Below are 18,106 nucleotides of genomic sequence, written 5' to 3' on the forward strand. Positions count from 1 at the left end.
GCCGCTCCCACATTTGTTTTGCGGTGGATTTAGATGCGCAACCCGCCATCCAGCTCCAGAATCCGACCATTGATGTAGTCGTTCTCGAAGATGTACGCCGCCGAATGGGCAATCTCTTCAGGCGTGCCCATGCGCTTGAGTGGAATCACCGACGTTATCTTCTCCAGCGCCTCAGGCTTCATGCTCAGCGTCATTTCGGTTTCGATAAAACCCGGCGCAATGCCTGCCACACGAATACCGTAGCGTGCCAATTCCTTCGCCCAGGTCACGGTCATCGCGGCGACACCGGCCTTGGCGGCGGAGTAGTTGGTCTGGCCGGCGTTGCCAGCACGGGAGATCGACGAGATATTAATGATCGTGCCGCTGTTGTTCAGCTCGATCATTTTGGCCGCGACCTCACGGGTGCACAGGAATACGCCGGTCAGATTGACGTCGATGACCGACTGCCACTGGGCCAGACTCATCTTGGTCATCTCGCCGTCCTTGACCTTGATGAGCAAGCCATCGCGCAGGATCCCGGCGTTGTTGATCAGGCCATGGATCGCCCCGAAGTCTTCGGCCACCTGGGCGGCCATATGGGTCACTTGCTCCTCATTGGCGACATTGCACAGATAAGCGCGAGCCTCGACGCCTTTGGCCTTGCAAGCGGCGACGGTGTCGTCGAGCTTTTCCTGGTTCAGGTCCACCAGCGCCAGCTTCGCGCCTTTGCCGGCGAAATACTCGGCCATGGAACGGCCTAAACCCTGGCAACCGCCGGTGATAATGATTACTTTGTCAGTGAGTTGCATTCGCATGCCCCAATAGCAGGTCAGAGAAGTGGTTTCCTTTTAGAGAGTAGCCTCTCGATCTGCACCTGATGGCCTGGCTGCACATGAGAACTGCCCCGATGGCGTGCTGGAACTTATCCCCAGGCGCCTGTCCGTTTTTTTGACGGATTCTAATAAGGAGTCATAAATTGAGCGTTGAAGCGGCCAAGAATGCCCGAGAATTGCTTCTCAAGGAATACCGTGGAGTGCTCTCGACGCACTCCAAGGCGATGCCCGGTTTCCCGTTTGGCTCCGTGGTTCCGTACTGTCTGGACGAACAGGGTTGGCCGCTGATCCTTATCAGCCGCATCGCCCAGCACACCCACAACCTGCAGAAAGATCCAAAATGCTCACTGTTTGTGGGTGAGCGCGGGGCCGAAGATGTGCAAGCCGTTGGTCGCCTGACCTACCTCGCCGAAGCAGAAAAGCTCGAGGACGAGTCAGCCATCGAAGCGGCAGCTGAGCGTTACTACCGCTATTTCCCGGATTCGCAGAGCTACCACAAGGCCCACGATTTCGATTTCTGGGTGCTCAAACCGGTACGTCATCGCTACATCGGCGGCTTCGGTGCGATTCACTGGGTCGATCAGTTAACGCTGGCCAACCCGTTCGCCGGAAAAGCCGAAGCGAGCATGGTCGAGCACATGAATGCCGATCACGCCAAAGCCATCGCCCATTACGTCGAACTGGCGGGCCTGCCGAAAACCGAGCCGGCGCAACTGGCGGGTATCGACACCGAAGGCATGCACCTGCGCATTGGTCAGGGGCTCTATTGGTTGCGGTTTCAAGCACCGTGTAATACGCCGACACAAGTGCGCGAAGCCTTGGTTTTCCTGGCTCACGCCGAACATTGGCCGAAAAATGAAGTGGCCGACGCTTGAATTCACGAATCGGCGACGTCATCTAGGGAAGACTGGCAAGGCATTCTTGCGTTGAGGAACCATTTGATGCGCCCTTTTTTATTGCTCTTTGTACTGTTTCCGGTGTTGGAGCTGTTCGTATTCGTCAAGGTCAGCGGGGCGATCGGGTTTTTCCCGGCCCTGCTGCTGGTCATTCTCGGCTCGATGCTCGGCGTGTTCGTGCTGCGTATCGCTGGTCTGGCAACTGCATTGCGTGCTCGTGAAAGCCTGAACCGCGGCGAGTTGCCGGCACAGACCATGCTCGAAGGTTTGATGCTGGCGCTGGCGGGTGGCTTGTTGATCCTGCCGGGCTTCGTCACTGACGTGCTGGGTCTGATCATGTTGCTGCCGATCTCTCGTCGACTGTTGGCCAATAAAATGCGCCAGCGTGCCGAAGAGGCGGCAATCCGTCAGCGTGCATTCGCCGACGACCTTCAGCCACGTGGCGGTCCTGCTCCACGCGAGCAGCTGGGCCGTGCGCCCAATGTGATCGAAGGCGAATTCGAACACCGCGATACCAAGTAGTCCGCACCACCGGCACGGCACCTTCGGGTGCCGTGTTCGTTTGTGGGGCAGCAACCTGAAAAAATTTGCTTCCTCGCCCTTGTAATAAGCTTATGCGCCCTTATGTAACGGTCACCGCAAGGTTTCTGGCGATTGCGCCAGACAGACTTCCGCGGTTCGCTCGACGAACCGCACCCGGCACTGCCGGATTTGTTAAACCCGCCGGGAATACACCGGCCGATGAAAACCACAATTAGGAGAGATCGACAATGAAGCTTCGTCCTCTGCATGACCGCGTCGTCGTCCGTCGCAGCGAAGAAGAAAAGAAAACCGCTGGCGGTATCGTCCTGCCAGGTTCGGCTGCTGAAAAGCCAAACCAGGGTGAAGTTCTCGCCGTAGGTCCAGGCAAAGCACTGGAAAACGGTGAAGTGCGTGCACTGGCTGTGAAAGTGGGTGACAAGGTTGTGTTCGGCCCGTACTCCGGCAGCAACACCGTGAAAGTCGACGGCGAAGACCTGCTGGTAATTGGCGAGAGCGAAATCCTCGCCGTTATCGAAGGCTGATTCCCCGCTCATTTTCCCGCTACTACAAAGTATTTAAGGAATATCGATCATGGCTGCTAAAGAAGTTAAATTCGGCGATTCCGCCCGCAAGAAAATGCTCGCCGGTGTCAACGTCCTGGCTGACGCAGTAAAAGCGACCCTGGGCCCTAAAGGCCGTAACGTGATCATCGAGAAGAGCTTCGGCGCTCCGACCATCACCAAGGACGGCGTGTCCGTTGCCAAAGAAATCGAGCTGAAAGATCGCTTCGAAAACATGGGCGCGCAGCTGGTCAAAGACGTTGCCTCCCGTGCCAACGATGACGCAGGCGACGGCACCACCACCGCTACCGTTCTGGCTCAATCGATCGTCAACGAAGGCCTGAAAGCCGTCGCTGCCGGCATGAACCCGATGGACCTCAAGCGCGGCATCGACAAAGCGACCATCGCTATCGTCAAAGAGCTCAAAGCCCTGTCCAAGCCTTGCGCTGACACCAAGGCCATCGCTCAGGTCGGCACCATCTCGGCCAACTCCGACAGCTCCATCGGCGACATCATTGCCGAAGCCATGGAAAAAGTCGGTAAAGAAGGCGTGATCACCGTTGAAGAAGGCTCTGGCCTGGAAAACGAACTGTCGGTTGTTGAAGGCATGCAGTTCGACCGTGGCTACCTGTCCCCGTACTTCGTCAACAAGCCAGAGACCATGACTGCCGAGCTGGACGGTCCGCTGATCCTGCTGGTCGACAAAAAGATCTCTAACATCCGCGAAATGCTGCCAGTACTGGAAGCCGTTGCCAAAGCCGGCCGTCCACTGCTGATCGTGGCCGAAGACGTTGAAGGCGAAGCCCTGGCGACTCTGGTTGTGAACAACATGCGTGGCATCGTTAAAGTCGCAGCCGTCAAGGCTCCAGGCTTCGGCGACCGTCGCAAGGCCATGCTGCAGGACATCGCTGTTCTGACTGGCGGTACCGTTATCTCCGAAGAGATCGGTCTGAGCCTGGAAAGCACTACCCTGGAACACCTGGGTAATGCCAAGCGCGTGATCCTGTCCAAAGAAAACACCACCGTGATCGACGGTGCCGGCGTTGAGGCTGACATCCAGGCTCGCGTTCTGCAGATCCGTCAGCAAGTGGCCGACACTTCGTCCGACTACGACCGTGAAAAACTGCAAGAGCGTCTGGCCAAACTGTCCGGCGGCGTTGCAGTGATCAAGGTTGGCGCGGGTTCCGAAGTTGAAATGAAAGAGAAGAAAGCCCGCGTTGAAGACGCCCTGCACGCTACCCGTGCAGCCGTTGAAGAAGGCGTGGTACCTGGCGGCGGCGTGGCACTGGTTCGCGCTCTGCAGGCTATCTCCGAGCTGAAAGGCGACAACGATGACCAGAACGTTGGCATTCAGTTGCTGCGTCGCGCTGTTGAAGCGCCACTGCGTCAGATCGTTGCCAACTCCGGTGACGAGCCAAGCGTAGTAGTCGACAAGGTCAAGCAGGGTTCGGGTAACTACGGTTACAACGCTGCTACCGGCGAATACGGCGACATGATCGAAATGGGTATCCTGGACCCGGCTAAAGTGACTCGTTCGGCTCTGCAAGCGGCTTCGTCGATTGCCAGCCTGATGATCACCACCGAAGCCATGATCGCTGAGATCAAGGAAGACGGTCCAGCTGGCGGCGGCATGCCAGACATGGGCGGTATGGGCGGCATGGGCGGCATGATGTAAGCCAGCCTTACCCCTATAAAAAAACCCCGCCTGCGCTAAGCAGGCGGGGTTTTTTATTGCCCGGAATTTACCCTGTCCCGTAGGAGCATAGCTTGCTCGCGATTCAGGCGCCGCGGTGTATCAGTTACACCGCGTTATCGTTCATCGCGAGCAAGCTTTGCTCCTACAGGTTCTGCGCGAGGCTTCAGGCGCTGACAGGTTGTGCTTCGGACTCTCGATCAGCCTTCGAGGCTGGGCGATACAGGATGTAGTAATACGCCCCCAGACAAATCAGCCAGCAGAAAATCGCCGTCCACACGTTGTGCGAAAAGAAGTGCGCGCCCTGCATCATCCGGCTGATGGAAAACACCGTGCCCAAGGCGAAAGCGAACACAAATGCCTTGCGCGCCAGGCGCGGACGACGGTCACGCAGGACAAAGAACAGCGCAAACAGTGTGAAACCGGTTGCCGCATGACCGCCGGGCCAGCAACGGCCGGGTTTATCGGTGTGCGGGCGAGGGCTGAGCAGTTCGCTATAGGTTTCGTGACCGCCAAACTGCTCAAGGCTCCACGGGCATTGAACGGCCGTCACCGCCTTGACTGGTGTGACAAAGGAGGTTGCCAGCGCCAAAGACAGCACCAGACAACCCAGTTCCCGTTTGATCGGTTTGAGCCGGTCCATGAAAAAGGAGGCGATGAAACCAAAGATAGCCAACACCGAGAAGGCGATGACCACCTGCTTGGCGCGGTCATGCAGGATGTCTTCCAGGAAGTAACTGTGCCGCCCGATGAAATCCCCCGTGATCGGGTCATAGAGCAGTTTGGCAAGGTCCATGTCCAGGGACGTCAGTTCGAGCAACACCAGAACGATCGCCGCGAAGACGGGAACGCCCAGGCACACCCAGAAATTGAGTGGTCGGGAGGCGGGGCGGACAGCAATTGATGACATGGAGGATCCTGAACAAAGGAAAAAGCCCCGGGGCATCAGCCCGGGGCGATTCGATTAATGTGCGCTGACTTGGTCGGTGCCCTCCATGGGCGTCTTCCAGCCAAGCAGCTGTTGCTTGAAGCCATAACTGGCGGTTTGGTAATAGGTGATCGCACGGACAATCAATGGATCGCTGGCGGTGGCCTGGGATTCGCGGCTCTCGGTCAGTGCATCATCATGGCGCCGCAGCCCTTGGCGAGGGCTCAGGATCGCCAAATTCTTACCGTCGAACAAGCCCAGATGCTGGTAATTACCAACGACCACGCGGGGCGGCAGTGGATTGTCCTGCAGCAAGTTGCGACCGAAGAAGGTCGATTGATAATCCAGGTTCAGCAAACCGAGCAAGGTCGGCGCCAGGTCGATCTGGCTGGCCAGTTGCGCGGTTTCCCGTGCATCGATCAGCTTCGGTGCATAGATGAACAGCGGAATCTGATAGTTGCTGATCGGCAAGTCTTCCATGCCGGCGCTGCCGGCCGTGTGGTCGGCGACGAAGACGAAGATTGTATTGTCAAACCATGGCTTTTGGCGCGCCTGATCGAGGAACTGACCAATGGCATAGTCGGTGTACTTCACCGCACCGTCACGACCGTTGCCGGATTTGATGTCGATCCGGTTGTCCGGGTAGGTATAAGGACGATGGTTGGAGGTGGTCATCAATTGCAGCAGAAACGGCTGCTGTTTCGCGTAGTCAGCATCGGCCAGTTTGAGGGTTTGCTTGTAGAGGTCTTCGTCAGCCATGCCCCAGGCATTTTTAAAGTGGATCTCTGATTCATCGACGCTGCTCTGGTCCACCACCCGGTAACCGTTGCCACTGAAGAACGCGTTCATATTGTCGAAGTAACCGCGTCCGCCATAGACGAACACGCTGTCGTAACCCACGGCGCTGAGTTGCTGGCCGAGGCTGGCGAAACCGCTTTCACGCCCCACACGCTTGACGATCGAACGCCCTGGAGTTGGCGGGATCGCCAGGGTGATGGCCTCGAGGCCGCGATCGGTGCGGGTGCCGGTGGCGTAGAAGTTATTGAAGTACAGGCTCTGTTTGCGCAAGGCATCGAGATTGGGTGTCAGGTTACGGGTGTCGCCGTTACTGCCCATGTACTTGGCGCTGAAGCTTTCAATCGTCACCAGCACAATGTTGGGTTTGCGCACAGTGCCCGGGTTGTCGATCATCCGGCGAATGTCCTGTGGATCCTCGCCGATGAAATGCGCGTTGGGTTCACTCAGTTCGGCACGAATCTGCTGAGCAACAATTGCCGGTGGCAGGCTGCTGTAGAACTGCGGGTAATCCAGTTCGTTGTTACGGAATGCAGCGAAGAACTGATAGGGACCATTGCTCGCCAGTTCGTTCTGATAGGCGTTACCGCCCTGGGCGCGCGGCGAATCCTGGCTGAGCAGTTGCAAGCTCAGGCCTGCGACAATCAACAGGCCCAGCGCATTCAGCAGGCGCCCGCGCAATGGCGGCAACGGTGCGTCCAGCGCGGCATTGAACGGTTTGCGCAATGCAAAGCTCAGGGCGATGGCCAACACGGCGAGGATGCTCAGCAGTGTGCCGATCGGGTAGGACTCAAGGAGGTTATTCAGCACTTCATCGGAATACACCAGGTAATCGACGGCGATGAAGTTGAATCGCACACCAAACTCATCCCAAAACAGCCATTCGGCCACGGACGTGAACAACATGGCGAACAGGCTGACGGTCAGCAGCCCCTGAAGAAGCCAGCGGTGGCCACGGCGACGCCACAAGGCCGGTGGGCAGAGCAGCAAGTAGAGGCCCATCGGCAGCGCTGCATAGGCAATGAAGCCCAGGTCGTACAGCAGGCCGATGCCAAACACTGACAGAAATCCGCTACCGGCCTCGTCCAGATGGGTGAGCAGCAGCACCGTGCGGGTCAGCAAGAAAATCACCAGCCATGCGCCGGTCACGAGCAGGAGAAAGCGCATTGGCGCGGTCTTGAAGAAGTCCATTGTGTGTACATTCCTTAACAACAAATGCGTGGGATTTTCGCCCCACCACTGTAGTTGGCTTGTGAATCGATAGTGAAAAACTTGTTAAGCCTAACATTTGGTTGAGCGGATTGATTCCAGGTACCGTAATCCTAGCCCTGAGCCACACTTGGCCTTAAGCTGCGCGGGCCAAGACGGCCGTTACTGTGTATGCAGGAGATAACCATGCGAATTCTATTGGTTGAAGACAACCGCGATATCCTGGCCAACCTGGCCGATTACCTGGGGCTCAAGGGTTATACCGTAGATTGCGCGCAGGACGGTTTGTCAGGCTTGCACTTGGCCGCCACCGAGCATTACGACTTGATCGTGCTCGACATCATGTTGCCAGGCATCGACGGTTACACCCTGTGCAAACGCCTGCGCGAAGACGCGCGCCGCGACACGCCGGTGATCATGCTCACCGCCCGCGATCAATTGGACGACCGGCTGCAAGGTTTCAAATCCGGCGCCGATGATTACCTGATCAAACCCTTTGCCCTGTCTGAATTGGCGGCGCGCATCGAGGCGGTCATGCGTCGTACCCAGGGTGGTGGTCGCCGTACGTTGCAGGTTGGCGATCTGAACTACGACCTCGACACCCTGGAAGTCACCCGCGAAGGTCGCCTGCTCAAACTCAACCCGGTGGGCCTGAAGTTGCTGGCCGTGCTGATGCAGAAAAGTCCGCACGTACTGCGCCGCGAGATTCTCGAAGAGGCGCTGTGGGGGGATGACTGCCCGGACAGCGACAGCCTGCGCAGCCACGTCCATCAATTGCGCCAGGTGATCGACAAGCCGTTCGCCAAACCGTTGCTGCAAACCGTGCACGGTGTGGGTTATCGCTTGGCCGAGGGCCGTGATGGAGTTTAAGCAAAGCCTTGCTCAACGGATCATCATCGCCTTTGCGTTGATGAGCGCACTGGTCGCGGGAACCTTTGCCATGGGCATTGTGGCGACTGTGCACCTGGTGGAAGAAAAACTGATTTCGGCAGGACTGGGGGGCGATTTACAACGGCTGTTGCTCATGGACAGTGTCACGGACTGGAGCCATCGCCCTGAGCCGGATCAGCTGTTCTATTTCAGTGGCGGGCCGGGGGATTTCAATCTCCCCAAGGACTTGCGGCACCTGGACCCGGGCTTTCACGAAGTGTTTCGCGAACAGCTGTCGTATCACGCGATGGTCGAAGTCGTCGACGGCCGGCGTTATGTGCTGTTGCAGGACCAGAGCGATTTCGAAGAGCGTGAACGGGTGCTGTTTGCCGTGGTGCTGGTGGGCTTCGTCCTGAGTCTGGCATTGGCGGTGTTTCTCGGCTGGATACTGGCGCGCAAAGTGATGGCACCCGTGGTGCGACTGGCCCGCCAGGTCCGTCACCGTGACCAATTGTTAGGTCTGGCGCCACCCCTGGCGCCGGATTACGCCGCTGATGAGGTGGGCGAGTTGGCCGTGGCCTTCGACGCCACCCTCGGGCGCTTGCGCCAGGCGTTGACCCGCGAACGGTTGTTCACCAGTGACGTCAGCCACGAGCTGCGCACGCCATTGATGGTGCTGGCCAGTTCCTGCGAGCTGTTGCTGGAAAACCCTGGCATTGATCAGCGTGGACGTGCTCAGGTCGAGCGAATCGCCCGCGCCTGTGAAGAGATGCGCGAGCTGGTGCAAACCTTTCTGATGTTGGCCCGCGCACAACGTGAAGACGCCAGCATGTCGCCCCAGCAGACCCTGAACCAGGTCGCCGATGGACTGCTCCATCAGTGGCGCGAGCCGATCGAGGCCAAGGGGCTGACGCTGATCTTTGAACCGGGAAATCCGGCCAACACGAGCTACAACGCAACCCTTCTGCACGCGGTCATGGGCAACCTGCTACGTAATGCGCTGCATTACACCGAGCGCGGGTTTATTCGCCTGACGCTGACGGCCACCGGTTTCATGGTCGAGGACAGTGGCGTGGGCATTCCCGAGGACAAACGCGAGGCAATGTTCGAGCCCTTTGTGCGGGGCAGCGAGAAACGCGGCGAAGGCCTGGGCCTGGGGTTGTCGCTGGTGCAGCGGATCTGTGAAAACCAGGGCTGGAGCGTCAGCCTGACGAACATGGAACCCAACGGCTGTCGTTTTCAGGTGGAGTTGTCAACGAACAACTGATCGCCTTGTTGAAACGCATTTATCCGGTGCATTCGTTTTCATCTTGTAAGTCCTCGAAACAATTCGCGGTTTTACATGACATATTTTTCACAACGGTATGACCTGTCGCTGACACGGTGCTACCTATCGTGGGAGTCATCAGCAGCTCAGGAAATCTTGATGATGGACGGCCCGGTCAAACTTGAATTTTCCGAAAAATACGACGATCAACACGCTCAACAATACCTGCGTAAACACAAGGATGGCCTTGGCCGCCGCCTGTCCCACTGGCGTGACGAGCAACTGGCACGCAAGGCGCTGGCACTGGCCGGTGATCCGGGGCTGATCCTCGATTTGCCCTGTGGTGCGGGACGTTTCTGGCCATTGCTGGCGGAAAAAACCAATCGTGCGATCATTGGCGCCGACAACTCCGAATCCATGCTGAAGATTGCCATGAAGGCGCAACCTGCCGAGGTGGTGAAACGGGTACAACCCTTGCACACCTCTGCATTCGACATCGCCTTGCCTGATAACTCGGTCGACAACATTTTCTGTATGCGTTTGCTCCATCACATCGGTGAAGCCGAGCATCGACTGGCCATTTTGCGTGAATTCGAGCGCGTCACACGTGATAGCGTGATCCTTTCCCTATGGGTGGACGGCAATTTTAAAGCGTGGAAACGCAAGCGCCTCGAGAAAACCCGTGCGCAGGGAGGTTACCAAAATCGCTTTGTGTTACCGGCTGCTACGGTTGAAAAGGAATTTGAGCAGGCGGGTTTTCTCATTCAGGAACAACTGGACTTTTTACCGCTCTATGCCATGTGGCGGGTCTACGTATTACGCAAGAGGTAACAGAATGGCAGTGCAGTGTGCAGCAGAAACGGACGTCGCTCCTCAGGATCGCTTCGACTATTTCTGGAATCAGCGCGGTGAATGGGTCGAAGAACCCAACGTCCGTCGCGGTGGAGAAAGCGGCGTGCAGCGCGTCGTGAGCAGCAATGGACAGTTGCTTTACGTTAAACGTCAGACCGGGCATATCTATCGCAGCTTGCTGCATCCATTCGGTCGGCCGACAGTATTGCGCGAGCGCGATGCGCTCATCGGCCTGAACCTGCTCGACGTTCGCGTTCCGGAACTCGTTTTCTGCGGTGCACAGCGCGATCCGGTGCATAAATGGCGCGCATTGCTGATCACCAAGGCGCTGGACGGCTTCGAGGAAATCGAACACTGGTACGCTGGCGGCGGTCGCGAGCGTCACGGTGAGGCTGTGCATGATCGCGTGTTGAAGGAACTGGCCGAGAGCCTGGCCCGGATGCACAAGGGCCGCTGGCAGCACGGCTGCCTCTACTTCAAGCACGTATTCGTGGGCATCACCGGCGAAGGCGAGGCTTGCAAAGTTGAAGTGGCCTTGATCGATCTGGAGAAAGGCCGGCAGCGTTTGACCGCCCGGCAAGCGGCGACTCATGACATGAAGCAATTGCGTCGCCACTCGTCGTTCAGCACGACGGACTGGCAGAAACTCGTCTACTTTTATAGGACGGCGTTTGGCAGCGCTATCAAGGGTTTATAGCAATGAAACTCGAAATTGCACGAGGTGTATTTTTATTAGGTGCCTTGGCAGTTGCTTCTCTGGCGGTGGCGGCTTGGGAGCAGCCCCGCACGCAAGTCCTCAGTTCAGTGAATGGCGACGCGCACTGTCCGTTGCCACGTGTTGCGAAGGCATCCGTGGCATCCCAACCCGATCATGATTTATTGCTGTTCATGTTCGGACTTTCTCAAGGATTGAGGCCACAAAGTTGAACAGATTGAAGCCCAAATAAAAGGCCTCGCTAATGCGAGGCCTTTTTTTATGAAGAAGACTTGCACAACTCAATGTGGGAGCGGCGGTGCGGCGATCCGACTTGCTCGCGAATGCGGTGTGTCATTCAGCATTGATGTGACAGGTACATCGCATTCGCGAGCAAGCCCGCTCCCACAGGTTATGTGTGTTCCCTAGGGTTTATCGGGTTTTGCCAAAAGCGTGTACACGCACGGCAGCACAAACAACGTAAACAACGTCCCGATCGACATCCCCGTGGCGATCACCATGCCGATGTCGAACCGGCTGACGGCGCCCGCCCCCGTGGCGATGATCAACGGCACCATACCGAACACCATCGCAGCGGTGGTCATCAACACCGGACGCAAACGAATGGCCGCCGCTTCCTCCACGGCTTCGCGCGGCGTCAGGCCTTTGTCCTTGCGTAACTGGTTGGCAAATTCGACGATCAGGATTCCGTGTTTGCTGATCAGCCCGATCAACGTCACCAGGCCGACCTGGGTGTAGATGTTCATGCTCGACCAACCCAGGAACAGCGGGATCAGCGCGCCACAGATTGATAGCGGAACGGTCACCAGAATCACCAGTGGATCGCGGAAGCTTTCGAACTGGGCCGCCAGGACGAGGAAAATGATCGCCAGCGCCAGGGCGAAGGTGACCCACAGCGCACTGCCTTCCTGGACGTATTGCCGGGATGCGCCGGCATAGTCGAACGCATAACCCACCGGCGCCTCTTCCCGGGCGATCTGGCGCACGGTGTCGATGGCTTCACCCATGCTGACCAGCGGCACCCCGGACAGGATGGCCGAGTTGAGTTGCTGGAACTGGTTCAACTGCCGTGGACGCGCCCGGTCGGTCACGGTGATCAGGGTCGACAGGGCCAGCAGTTCGCCCTGGGTGTTCTTGACGTAATAATTGTTCAGCCAGTCGGGGTTATCCCGGAAGGGCCGTTCGACCTGCGCGATGACTTTGTAGCTGCGACCTTCAATGGTGAAACGGTTGATCTCCGACTCACCCAGCAATGTCGCGAGTGTCCCGCCCAGGTCCTGCATGGAAACACCCATCTGTGCGGCCTTGGCGCGGTCGATATCGACCACCACTTCCGGTTTGTCGAAGGCCAGGTCGACGTCGACGAAGGCGAACTTGCCGGATTCCATTGCCCGCTTTTTCACCCGGTCGGTCACTTGCAGCAGCGACTCGTAGTCCTTGGCGGAGTTGATGACGAACTGAAACGGCAGCCCCTCGCCGGTACCGGGCAGGGAAGGCAGGTTGAAGCCGAAGATTTGCAGCCCGGAAATGCTCTCCAGTTTGGCCTGTACCTCGGGCAGGATCTGCATTTGCGTGCGGCTGCGTTCGTTCCACGGCTTGAGCAGGAAGCCGCCGATCCCCGATTGCACGCCGTTGAAGCCATTGATCTGGAACGACGAGTAGTACTCGGGAAACGTCTTGAAGATCGTGACGAACTCGTCAGTGTAGGCGCTCAGGTAGTCGAGGTTGGCCGGTTGCGGGGCGTTGGCCATCATGAAAATGATGCCCTGGTCCTCATCCGGCGCCAGTTCCGACTTGGTGAATTTGAGCAGCACCGGAATCAGGCACAGCACGATCACCGCGAACACCAGCACCACCGGCCGGGTGTTGAGGGTGCCGTGGAGTATGCTTTGGTAACGGCGCTTGAGGCCTTCGAAAATCATGTCCAGGCGATGGGCCAGACCGCTGGGATTTTCGTCGTGACGCAGCAGGAGGGCGCACATCATTGGCGACAGGGTCAGGGCGACGATGCCCGAAATCACCACCGCGCCGGCCAGAGTCAGGGCGAACTCCTTGAACAACGCCCCCGTGAGCCCCGTCAGGAAGCCGATCGGCGCATAGACCGCCGCCAGGGTGATGGTCATCGAGACCACCGGCATGGCGATTTCCCGGGCGCCTTCGATGGCCGCATCCAGCGGCGTCTTGCCTTCTTCGATGTGCCGGTGGATGTTTTCCACCACCACAATGGCATCGTCCACCACCAGACCGATGGCCAATACCATCGCCAGCAACGTCAACAGATTGATCGAGTAGCCCATCATCTGCATGAAGAACATCACGCCGATCATCGACAGCGGGATGGTGACGACCGGGATCACCACCGAACGCAGTGCGCCGAGGAACAGGAACACCACCACGATGACGATCAGCACCGCTTCGAACAATGTTTTGATCACCTCGTTGATCGAGGCCTGGATAAACAGCGTGGCGTCGTAGGCGATTTCACCTTTGAGGTTCGGCGGCAGCTGGGCTTCCAGGTCCGGCATGATCTTGCGCACTTCCTTGATCACGTCCAGCGGGTTGGCGCCGGGTGTGGCCTTGATGCCGATGTACACCGAAGGGGTGCCGCCGAAGGAGCTGATCGAATTGTAGTTTTCCGCCCCCATTTCAACCCGCGCCACATCGCTGAGCAGCACGCGACTGTCGCCCTCGACCTTGAGCGGAATCGCGGCAAAGGCTTCCGCGGACTTGAGCTCGGTATTGGCGTTGATGCTGGTGACGACGTACTCGCCTTTCACTTCGCCGGCGGCGGAGAGGAAGTTGTATTTGCGCACGGCATCGGTCACGTCGCTGGCACTCAGGCCGAAACCGGCCAGCTTGACCGGGTCCAGCCACAGGCGCATGGCAAATACCTGGTTGCCGAGAATCTCGGCTTCAGCCATGCCCGGCAGGGTCGCCAGTTTCGGCTGGATCACCCGCGACAGGTAGTCGGTAATTTGCGGGTTGCTCAGCTCCTTGCTGAAGAAACTGATGTACATCAGTGCCGAGGCGTCGGCGGCTTCCTTGCTCAGCACCGGGTCTTCGGCGTCCTGAGGCAGCTGGTTTTTTACCTCGTTGGCTTTGGCCAGCAGTTCGGTGAACAAGCGGTCGCTGTTGGAGCCGATGCGCGCGTAGATGGAGATCACCGAGAAGTTCTGGCGACTGACCGAGGTCATGTAGTCGATGCCCTCGGCGCTGGCCAGACTTTGCTGCATCGGTTGGGTGATGTAGCCCTGAATGGTTTCGGCGTTGGCCCCGGGATAAGCGGTGGTCACCGTGATCAGGGCGTTTTCCATTTGTGGATATTGGCGCAGCGGCAACTTGCTCCAGGCCTGGAAGCCCAGCAGCACAATCAACAGGCTGACCACGGTGGCGAGCACCGGGCGGCGGATGAACGGGTCGGTAAAAGCCATGGGGATTCCTTGATCAGTCCGCGCGCGGCGGGCTGTTCTTCTCGGCTAAGGTCTTGTCGTCGCTGATCGCAATGTGTACGCCGTTGTCCAGTTTGATCTGGCCGGCCGTGACCACTTTTTCGCCGTTCTGCACACCTTTGGTGATCATCACTTGCCCATCGCGGCGCTCACCGGTTTCGATGAAACGCCGTTCGGCGATCAGGATCGGTTGGCCCTTGTCGTCTTTTTCCAGGCTGCCGTCTTCGGCTTTTTTCTGCGCGACGACATAGACCGAGTTGCCGTACAGCGTGTAAGTGATCGCGCTTTCCGGCACGACGATGCGCGGCTGCGGGTCGGGCAACAACACTTGCAGGCTGGCGAACATCCCCGGCAGCAGTTTGCCGTCGGGGTTGGCCAGAGTCGCGCGGACCTGAACGTTGCGCGTGCTGTTTTCGACTTTCGGGTTGATCGCGCTGATGGTGCCGGGAAAGGTTTGTGTCGGGTAGGCCGCGACAACGATCTGCACCGGTTGGCCGAGGGCGATCTTCGGTACCGACTGCTCGGGCACGAAGAAGTCTACATAGAGGCTGCTGAGGTCTTGCAGGGTGGCAATCATGGTGCCGCTGGCGAGATAGTCACCGATGTCCACCTGACGAATGCCGATGGTCCCGCTGAACGGTGCGAGCAAGCGTTTTTTGGCCAGCGCCGCCTTGAGCTGATTCACCGTGGCCCGGCTCTTTTTCAACACGGCAGAGAGCCGGTCGAATTCGCCTTTGGAAATGGCCTGGCTGCCCACCAGTTGACTGCCGCGACCGTAATCGAGCTGCGCCAGCCCCAGGTCTGCCTCCGCGGTTTCGAGCAGGGCGGTTTCTACCACGCTATCAAGCACAAGCAGCGGTTGGCCGACCTTGACCTTCTGACCTGACTCGAACTGCAAATCGATGACGGTGCCGTCGGTCTCCAGGCTCAGGTCCACGCCTTGCAGCGCCTTCAGGGTGCCGACGGTGGGCAGGCGAGCTTGCCACGGCCGTTCGGTGGCAGTGGCCACAGCGACACTGATCGCTGGTTTCGGCACAGCAAAACCCTGAATCATCGTATAGATGGAGAAGGCTTTGTAACCGGCCAGGACCAGCACGATCAGCAAAACAACACCCAACATGATCAGCATGCGGCGACGCAGCATATTTCCACTTCCTTGGAGAAAATCAGGTGACTCAGTCGGGCACATTACTCCGAGTGTGCCGGGGATTCCAACTGGCACTTTTTACAGGCCAGCGCAAAACCTGTAGGAGCTGAGCTTGCTCGCGATAGCGGTGTGTCAGCCAACGAAAATATCGACTGATACACCGCTATCGCGAGCAAGCTCAGCTCCTACAAAGGACCGTGTTTAGATGAGGTGAAGGTGGTTGTCCCAGAGCCCTGCGGGTAGGTCGAGGGGTTTTGCAACAAGGCTTGTCTGGCGGCAGTCGTAGAACCGGCAGCGCCCCTGACCCGAGGTCACGACAAAGCCGTCGGCTACCGCGCCGACCCCGGCGCAATCGGGAAGCGGCGCGTCCAGTCGCACTTCACCGCTGTCCAGGTCCCAGATGAAAAAGCGGTTGCCCCGTGGCGCGGTCAACGCCACCAGGCGCAGTTCGCTGTGCACCGCGACGCTGGCGGTGTAATGCCCCATGGCCTGCAACTGATGTTCAGGCACCGGGAAGGCTACGAACGGCTGGCCGGGACGCTTGATCGCCAGCAGCTCCGACGACTCGTGAGACGGCCCCATGAACTGCTGACCGGCGACGATGGTGCCGTCGCTGGCAATTCCCAAATGACGCACGCTGTTCATCTGCTGGGCGAGGGTTTCTTTGCTCAGCAGGGTGCCGTCGCGTTGCATCAGCACCAGGCTCGGTTCCATGGCGTTGAGGTTCATCTCGACGCGGCTTTCGGCCTCGGTGCGAATGCCGCCGTTGGCCACTACCAGGGTTTCGCCATCGGGCATCCACGACACCTGATGCGGGCCGACGCCGTGGGTCGAAATCTCGCCGCTATGCACCAGCCGCTCGCCTTCGAACTTATACACACCGAGCAAGCCGCGACCCGGATCGGAGGTGTCGTTCTCGGTGGCGTACAGCCAGTCGCCGCTCTTGTGAATCACCGCGTGACCGTAGAAGTGCCGGTTCGGCAGTGAGGTCACGGTTTGCAGCAGCGTGCCGTCGCGCAGGTCGATCAGGTAACTCTCGGTGCCAGGACGACGGGCGACGAACAGCGCAATCGGCAGCGTCGGGTGGTTGATGATGTCGTGGCAGCGCTGGCCGACCTGGGTGGCAAACACCCGGGTGCCGTCCAGCCGGTAACCGACGGCGTAATGCTTGCCATCGGTATCGTCCCGCGCCGAGAGCAGCAGCGGGCTTTTGTCCTTCTGCTTGAACAGCGTCCAGCCGCCCAGTGTCACCGCACCCAGCAGCAAACTACCTAACGTCAGAGCCTGGCGTCGCAGCATGGAACTTGCCCTCATCAGTCACCGTCGTTGGCGTTGAAGCCCAGTTGGATGCCCAGCGCCTTGGCCAGTTCGCCTTCGTGCAGGCGGTGGACGGCGTTGAGGCTGTCGTAGAGGTCGTTGAGTTGCTGGCGACCGGCATCGTCGTTGAGCATCTCGGTCAGCGAGCGCTGGTTGCTGGCGAACAGCGTCAGGGACGCGGCGTAAGCGGCGTCGATCTTGTCGGCCAATGGTTTCTGCTCGTTCGGCAACAGACCACGCAGGCCTTTGTTGTCGACGCCTTCCCACACTGTTTTGGCGGCGGCGAGGCTGGCTTCCAGGCCAGTCAGGGACGACTGGCTGCGCCATGCATCGGCCTGGAACGGTTGCGGCACACCCTTCGTCTGACGGCCCATCGGCGTGCCGAGTTTTTTCTTCAGGCTGTCGAGGGCGGTGACTTGCACACGCAGCAGATCGGCGATGGCTTCGTGGGAATCGGCGTAGCGCTGGTTCGGGAATTTGCTCATCTGCGCGAGCATGCCGTCGGTGTTGTTCCAGCTTTTCAGAATCTCTTCGGCCAGTTGTTTCTGACGCTCGCCGATCGCGATCAGCAGCGGGCAGTACTTGGCTTTCTGTTCGGCGTTGGCCACATCAGGTTTGCTGTCGAACAGGATGTATTCGTAGGCGGAAAGGCCTTGAACCACAACGCTGGATTTGGCCAGGGCAGCGGCATCGATCTGCGGCTGTGCGGTGACCAGTTGCTCGACCTGACGGCCGACGAGGTTTTTCTTGTCCGGCCAGAACTGCACCTGCCAGGCGCGATTGCCTTCGGCCAGCGGCCCGATCAGCAACGGTTGCAGCTCGGCCCAGGCTTTCTGCGCATGCAGGAAGTCGGCGCGGGCGGTGTCGAGGTTTTCCTTGCCTTCGCAGTAGGCCAGGGCGCTGACGGCCAGTTGGCGGTCGGCTTCAACCCAGCGTGTGTAGGTCGGCAGGATCACCGACTTGGCGATGGCTGCTGACGTAACGGCCTGCGGATCCTGAGGCGAACAGGCGCCCAAGGCTAGTGCGGCAAGGCTGGTGAACAACAATTTGGGACGGAACATGTCGGGCTCCCGC

16 protein-coding genes are annotated in these 18,106 nt (G+C 58.8%); 9 read left to right on the forward strand and 7 right to left on the reverse strand.

Annotation, left to right across the window (positions count from 1 at the left end):
• Nucleotides 1–29: 29 nt before the first annotated feature.
• Complete coding sequence (locus KW848_RS24790; protein ID WP_111451978.1) at nucleotides 30–788, reverse strand: SDR family oxidoreductase; 759 nt, start codon at nucleotides 786–788, stop codon at nucleotides 30–32.
• Nucleotides 789–955: 167 nt separating this feature from the next.
• Here KW848_RS24790 and KW848_RS24795 point away from each other — a divergent pair, with 167 nt between their 5' ends.
• From KW848_RS24795 to groL, 4 genes are all read left to right on the forward strand, one after another.
• Entirely contained in the window at nucleotides 956–1,687 is a 732-nt protein-coding gene (locus KW848_RS24795; RefSeq protein ID WP_008155551.1) for a HugZ family protein, read from the forward strand.
• Nucleotides 1,688–1,753: 66 nt separating this feature from the next.
• Nucleotides 1,754–2,230: an FxsA family protein gene (locus KW848_RS24800; protein WP_218538379.1), complete on the forward strand. Its 477-nt coding sequence runs from the start codon at nucleotides 1,754–1,756 to the stop codon at nucleotides 2,228–2,230.
• 248 nt (nucleotides 2,231–2,478) lie between these two features.
• Complete coding sequence (locus KW848_RS24805) at nucleotides 2,479–2,772, forward strand: co-chaperone GroES (RefSeq protein ID WP_008155545.1); 294 nt, start codon at nucleotides 2,479–2,481, stop codon at nucleotides 2,770–2,772.
• 49 nt (nucleotides 2,773–2,821) lie between these two features.
• A complete protein-coding gene (gene groL / locus KW848_RS24810) occupies nucleotides 2,822–4,465 on the forward strand; it encodes a chaperonin GroEL (protein ID WP_008155543.1) in 1,644 nt (547 codons plus the stop codon).
• A gap of 184 nt (nucleotides 4,466–4,649) precedes the next feature.
• Here the strand turns inward: groL and KW848_RS24815 are convergent, their stop codons facing one another.
• Complete coding sequence (locus KW848_RS24815; RefSeq protein ID WP_134096520.1) at nucleotides 4,650–5,393, reverse strand: phosphatase PAP2 family protein; 744 nt, start codon at nucleotides 5,391–5,393, stop codon at nucleotides 4,650–4,652.
• 54 nt (nucleotides 5,394–5,447) lie between these two features.
• Nucleotides 5,448–7,397 (reverse strand): LTA synthase family protein, encoded by a 1,950-nt coding sequence (locus KW848_RS24820; protein ID WP_218538380.1) that lies wholly within the window; start codon nucleotides 7,395–7,397, stop codon nucleotides 5,448–5,450.
• Between the two features lie 204 nt (nucleotides 7,398–7,601).
• Here KW848_RS24820 and colR point away from each other — a divergent pair, with 204 nt between their 5' ends.
• The 5 genes from colR to KW848_RS24845 all read left to right on the forward strand — a co-directional run bounded on the left by colR (nucleotide 7,602) and on the right by KW848_RS24845 (nucleotide 11,331).
• Nucleotides 7,602–8,285: a two-component system response regulator ColR gene (gene colR, locus KW848_RS24825; RefSeq protein ID WP_008155536.1), complete on the forward strand. Its 684-nt coding sequence runs from the start codon at nucleotides 7,602–7,604 to the stop codon at nucleotides 8,283–8,285.
• Nucleotides 8,275–9,552 carry a HAMP domain-containing sensor histidine kinase gene (locus KW848_RS24830; protein WP_218538381.1) on the forward strand — a complete coding sequence of 426 codons (1,278 nt, stop codon included), beginning with the start codon at nucleotides 8,275–8,277 and terminating at the stop codon, nucleotides 9,550–9,552. Before colR ends, KW848_RS24830 begins: the two co-directional genes overlap by 11 nt.
• Before the next feature lie 162 nt (nucleotides 9,553–9,714).
• On the forward strand, nucleotides 9,715–10,383 hold the full coding sequence (locus tag KW848_RS24835) for a class I SAM-dependent methyltransferase (RefSeq protein ID WP_218538396.1): 669 nt from the start codon (nucleotides 9,715–9,717) through the stop codon (nucleotides 10,381–10,383).
• 4 nt (nucleotides 10,384–10,387) lie between these two features.
• Nucleotides 10,388–11,101, forward strand: a complete 714-nt coding sequence (locus KW848_RS24840) for a lipopolysaccharide kinase InaA family protein (RefSeq protein WP_218538382.1) — start codon at nucleotides 10,388–10,390, stop codon at nucleotides 11,099–11,101.
• Nucleotides 11,102–11,103: 2 nt separating this feature from the next.
• Nucleotides 11,104–11,331, forward strand: coding sequence for a hypothetical protein (locus tag KW848_RS24845; protein WP_111451973.1), 228 nt, complete (start codon nucleotides 11,104–11,106; stop codon nucleotides 11,329–11,331).
• A 192-nt stretch (nucleotides 11,332–11,523) separates the two neighbouring features.
• On the opposite strand, the gene KW848_RS24850 is transcribed toward KW848_RS24845, so the two are convergent.
• From KW848_RS24850 to KW848_RS24865, 4 genes are all read right to left on the reverse strand, one after another.
• Nucleotides 11,524–14,550: a multidrug efflux RND transporter permease subunit gene (locus KW848_RS24850; RefSeq protein WP_218538383.1), complete on the reverse strand. Its 3,027-nt coding sequence runs from the start codon at nucleotides 14,548–14,550 to the stop codon at nucleotides 11,524–11,526.
• Between the two features lie 13 nt (nucleotides 14,551–14,563).
• A complete protein-coding gene (locus KW848_RS24855; protein ID WP_111451971.1) occupies nucleotides 14,564–15,712 on the reverse strand; it encodes an efflux RND transporter periplasmic adaptor subunit in 1,149 nt (382 codons plus the stop codon).
• Between the two features lie 204 nt (nucleotides 15,713–15,916).
• Nucleotides 15,917–17,014, reverse strand: a complete 1,098-nt coding sequence (locus tag KW848_RS24860) for a DUF1513 domain-containing protein (protein WP_056741997.1) — start codon at nucleotides 17,012–17,014, stop codon at nucleotides 15,917–15,919.
• A gap of 14 nt (nucleotides 17,015–17,028) precedes the next feature.
• Nucleotides 17,029–18,093 (reverse strand): imelysin family protein, encoded by a 1,065-nt coding sequence (locus tag KW848_RS24865; RefSeq protein ID WP_218538384.1) that lies wholly within the window; start codon nucleotides 18,091–18,093, stop codon nucleotides 17,029–17,031.
• Between the last annotated feature and the right edge of the window lie 13 nt (nucleotides 18,094–18,106).

The organism is Pseudomonas sp. PDM25 (assembly GCF_019219045.1).
In the GTDB taxonomy this organism is placed as follows: domain Bacteria; phylum Pseudomonadota; class Gammaproteobacteria; order Pseudomonadales; family Pseudomonadaceae; genus Aquipseudomonas.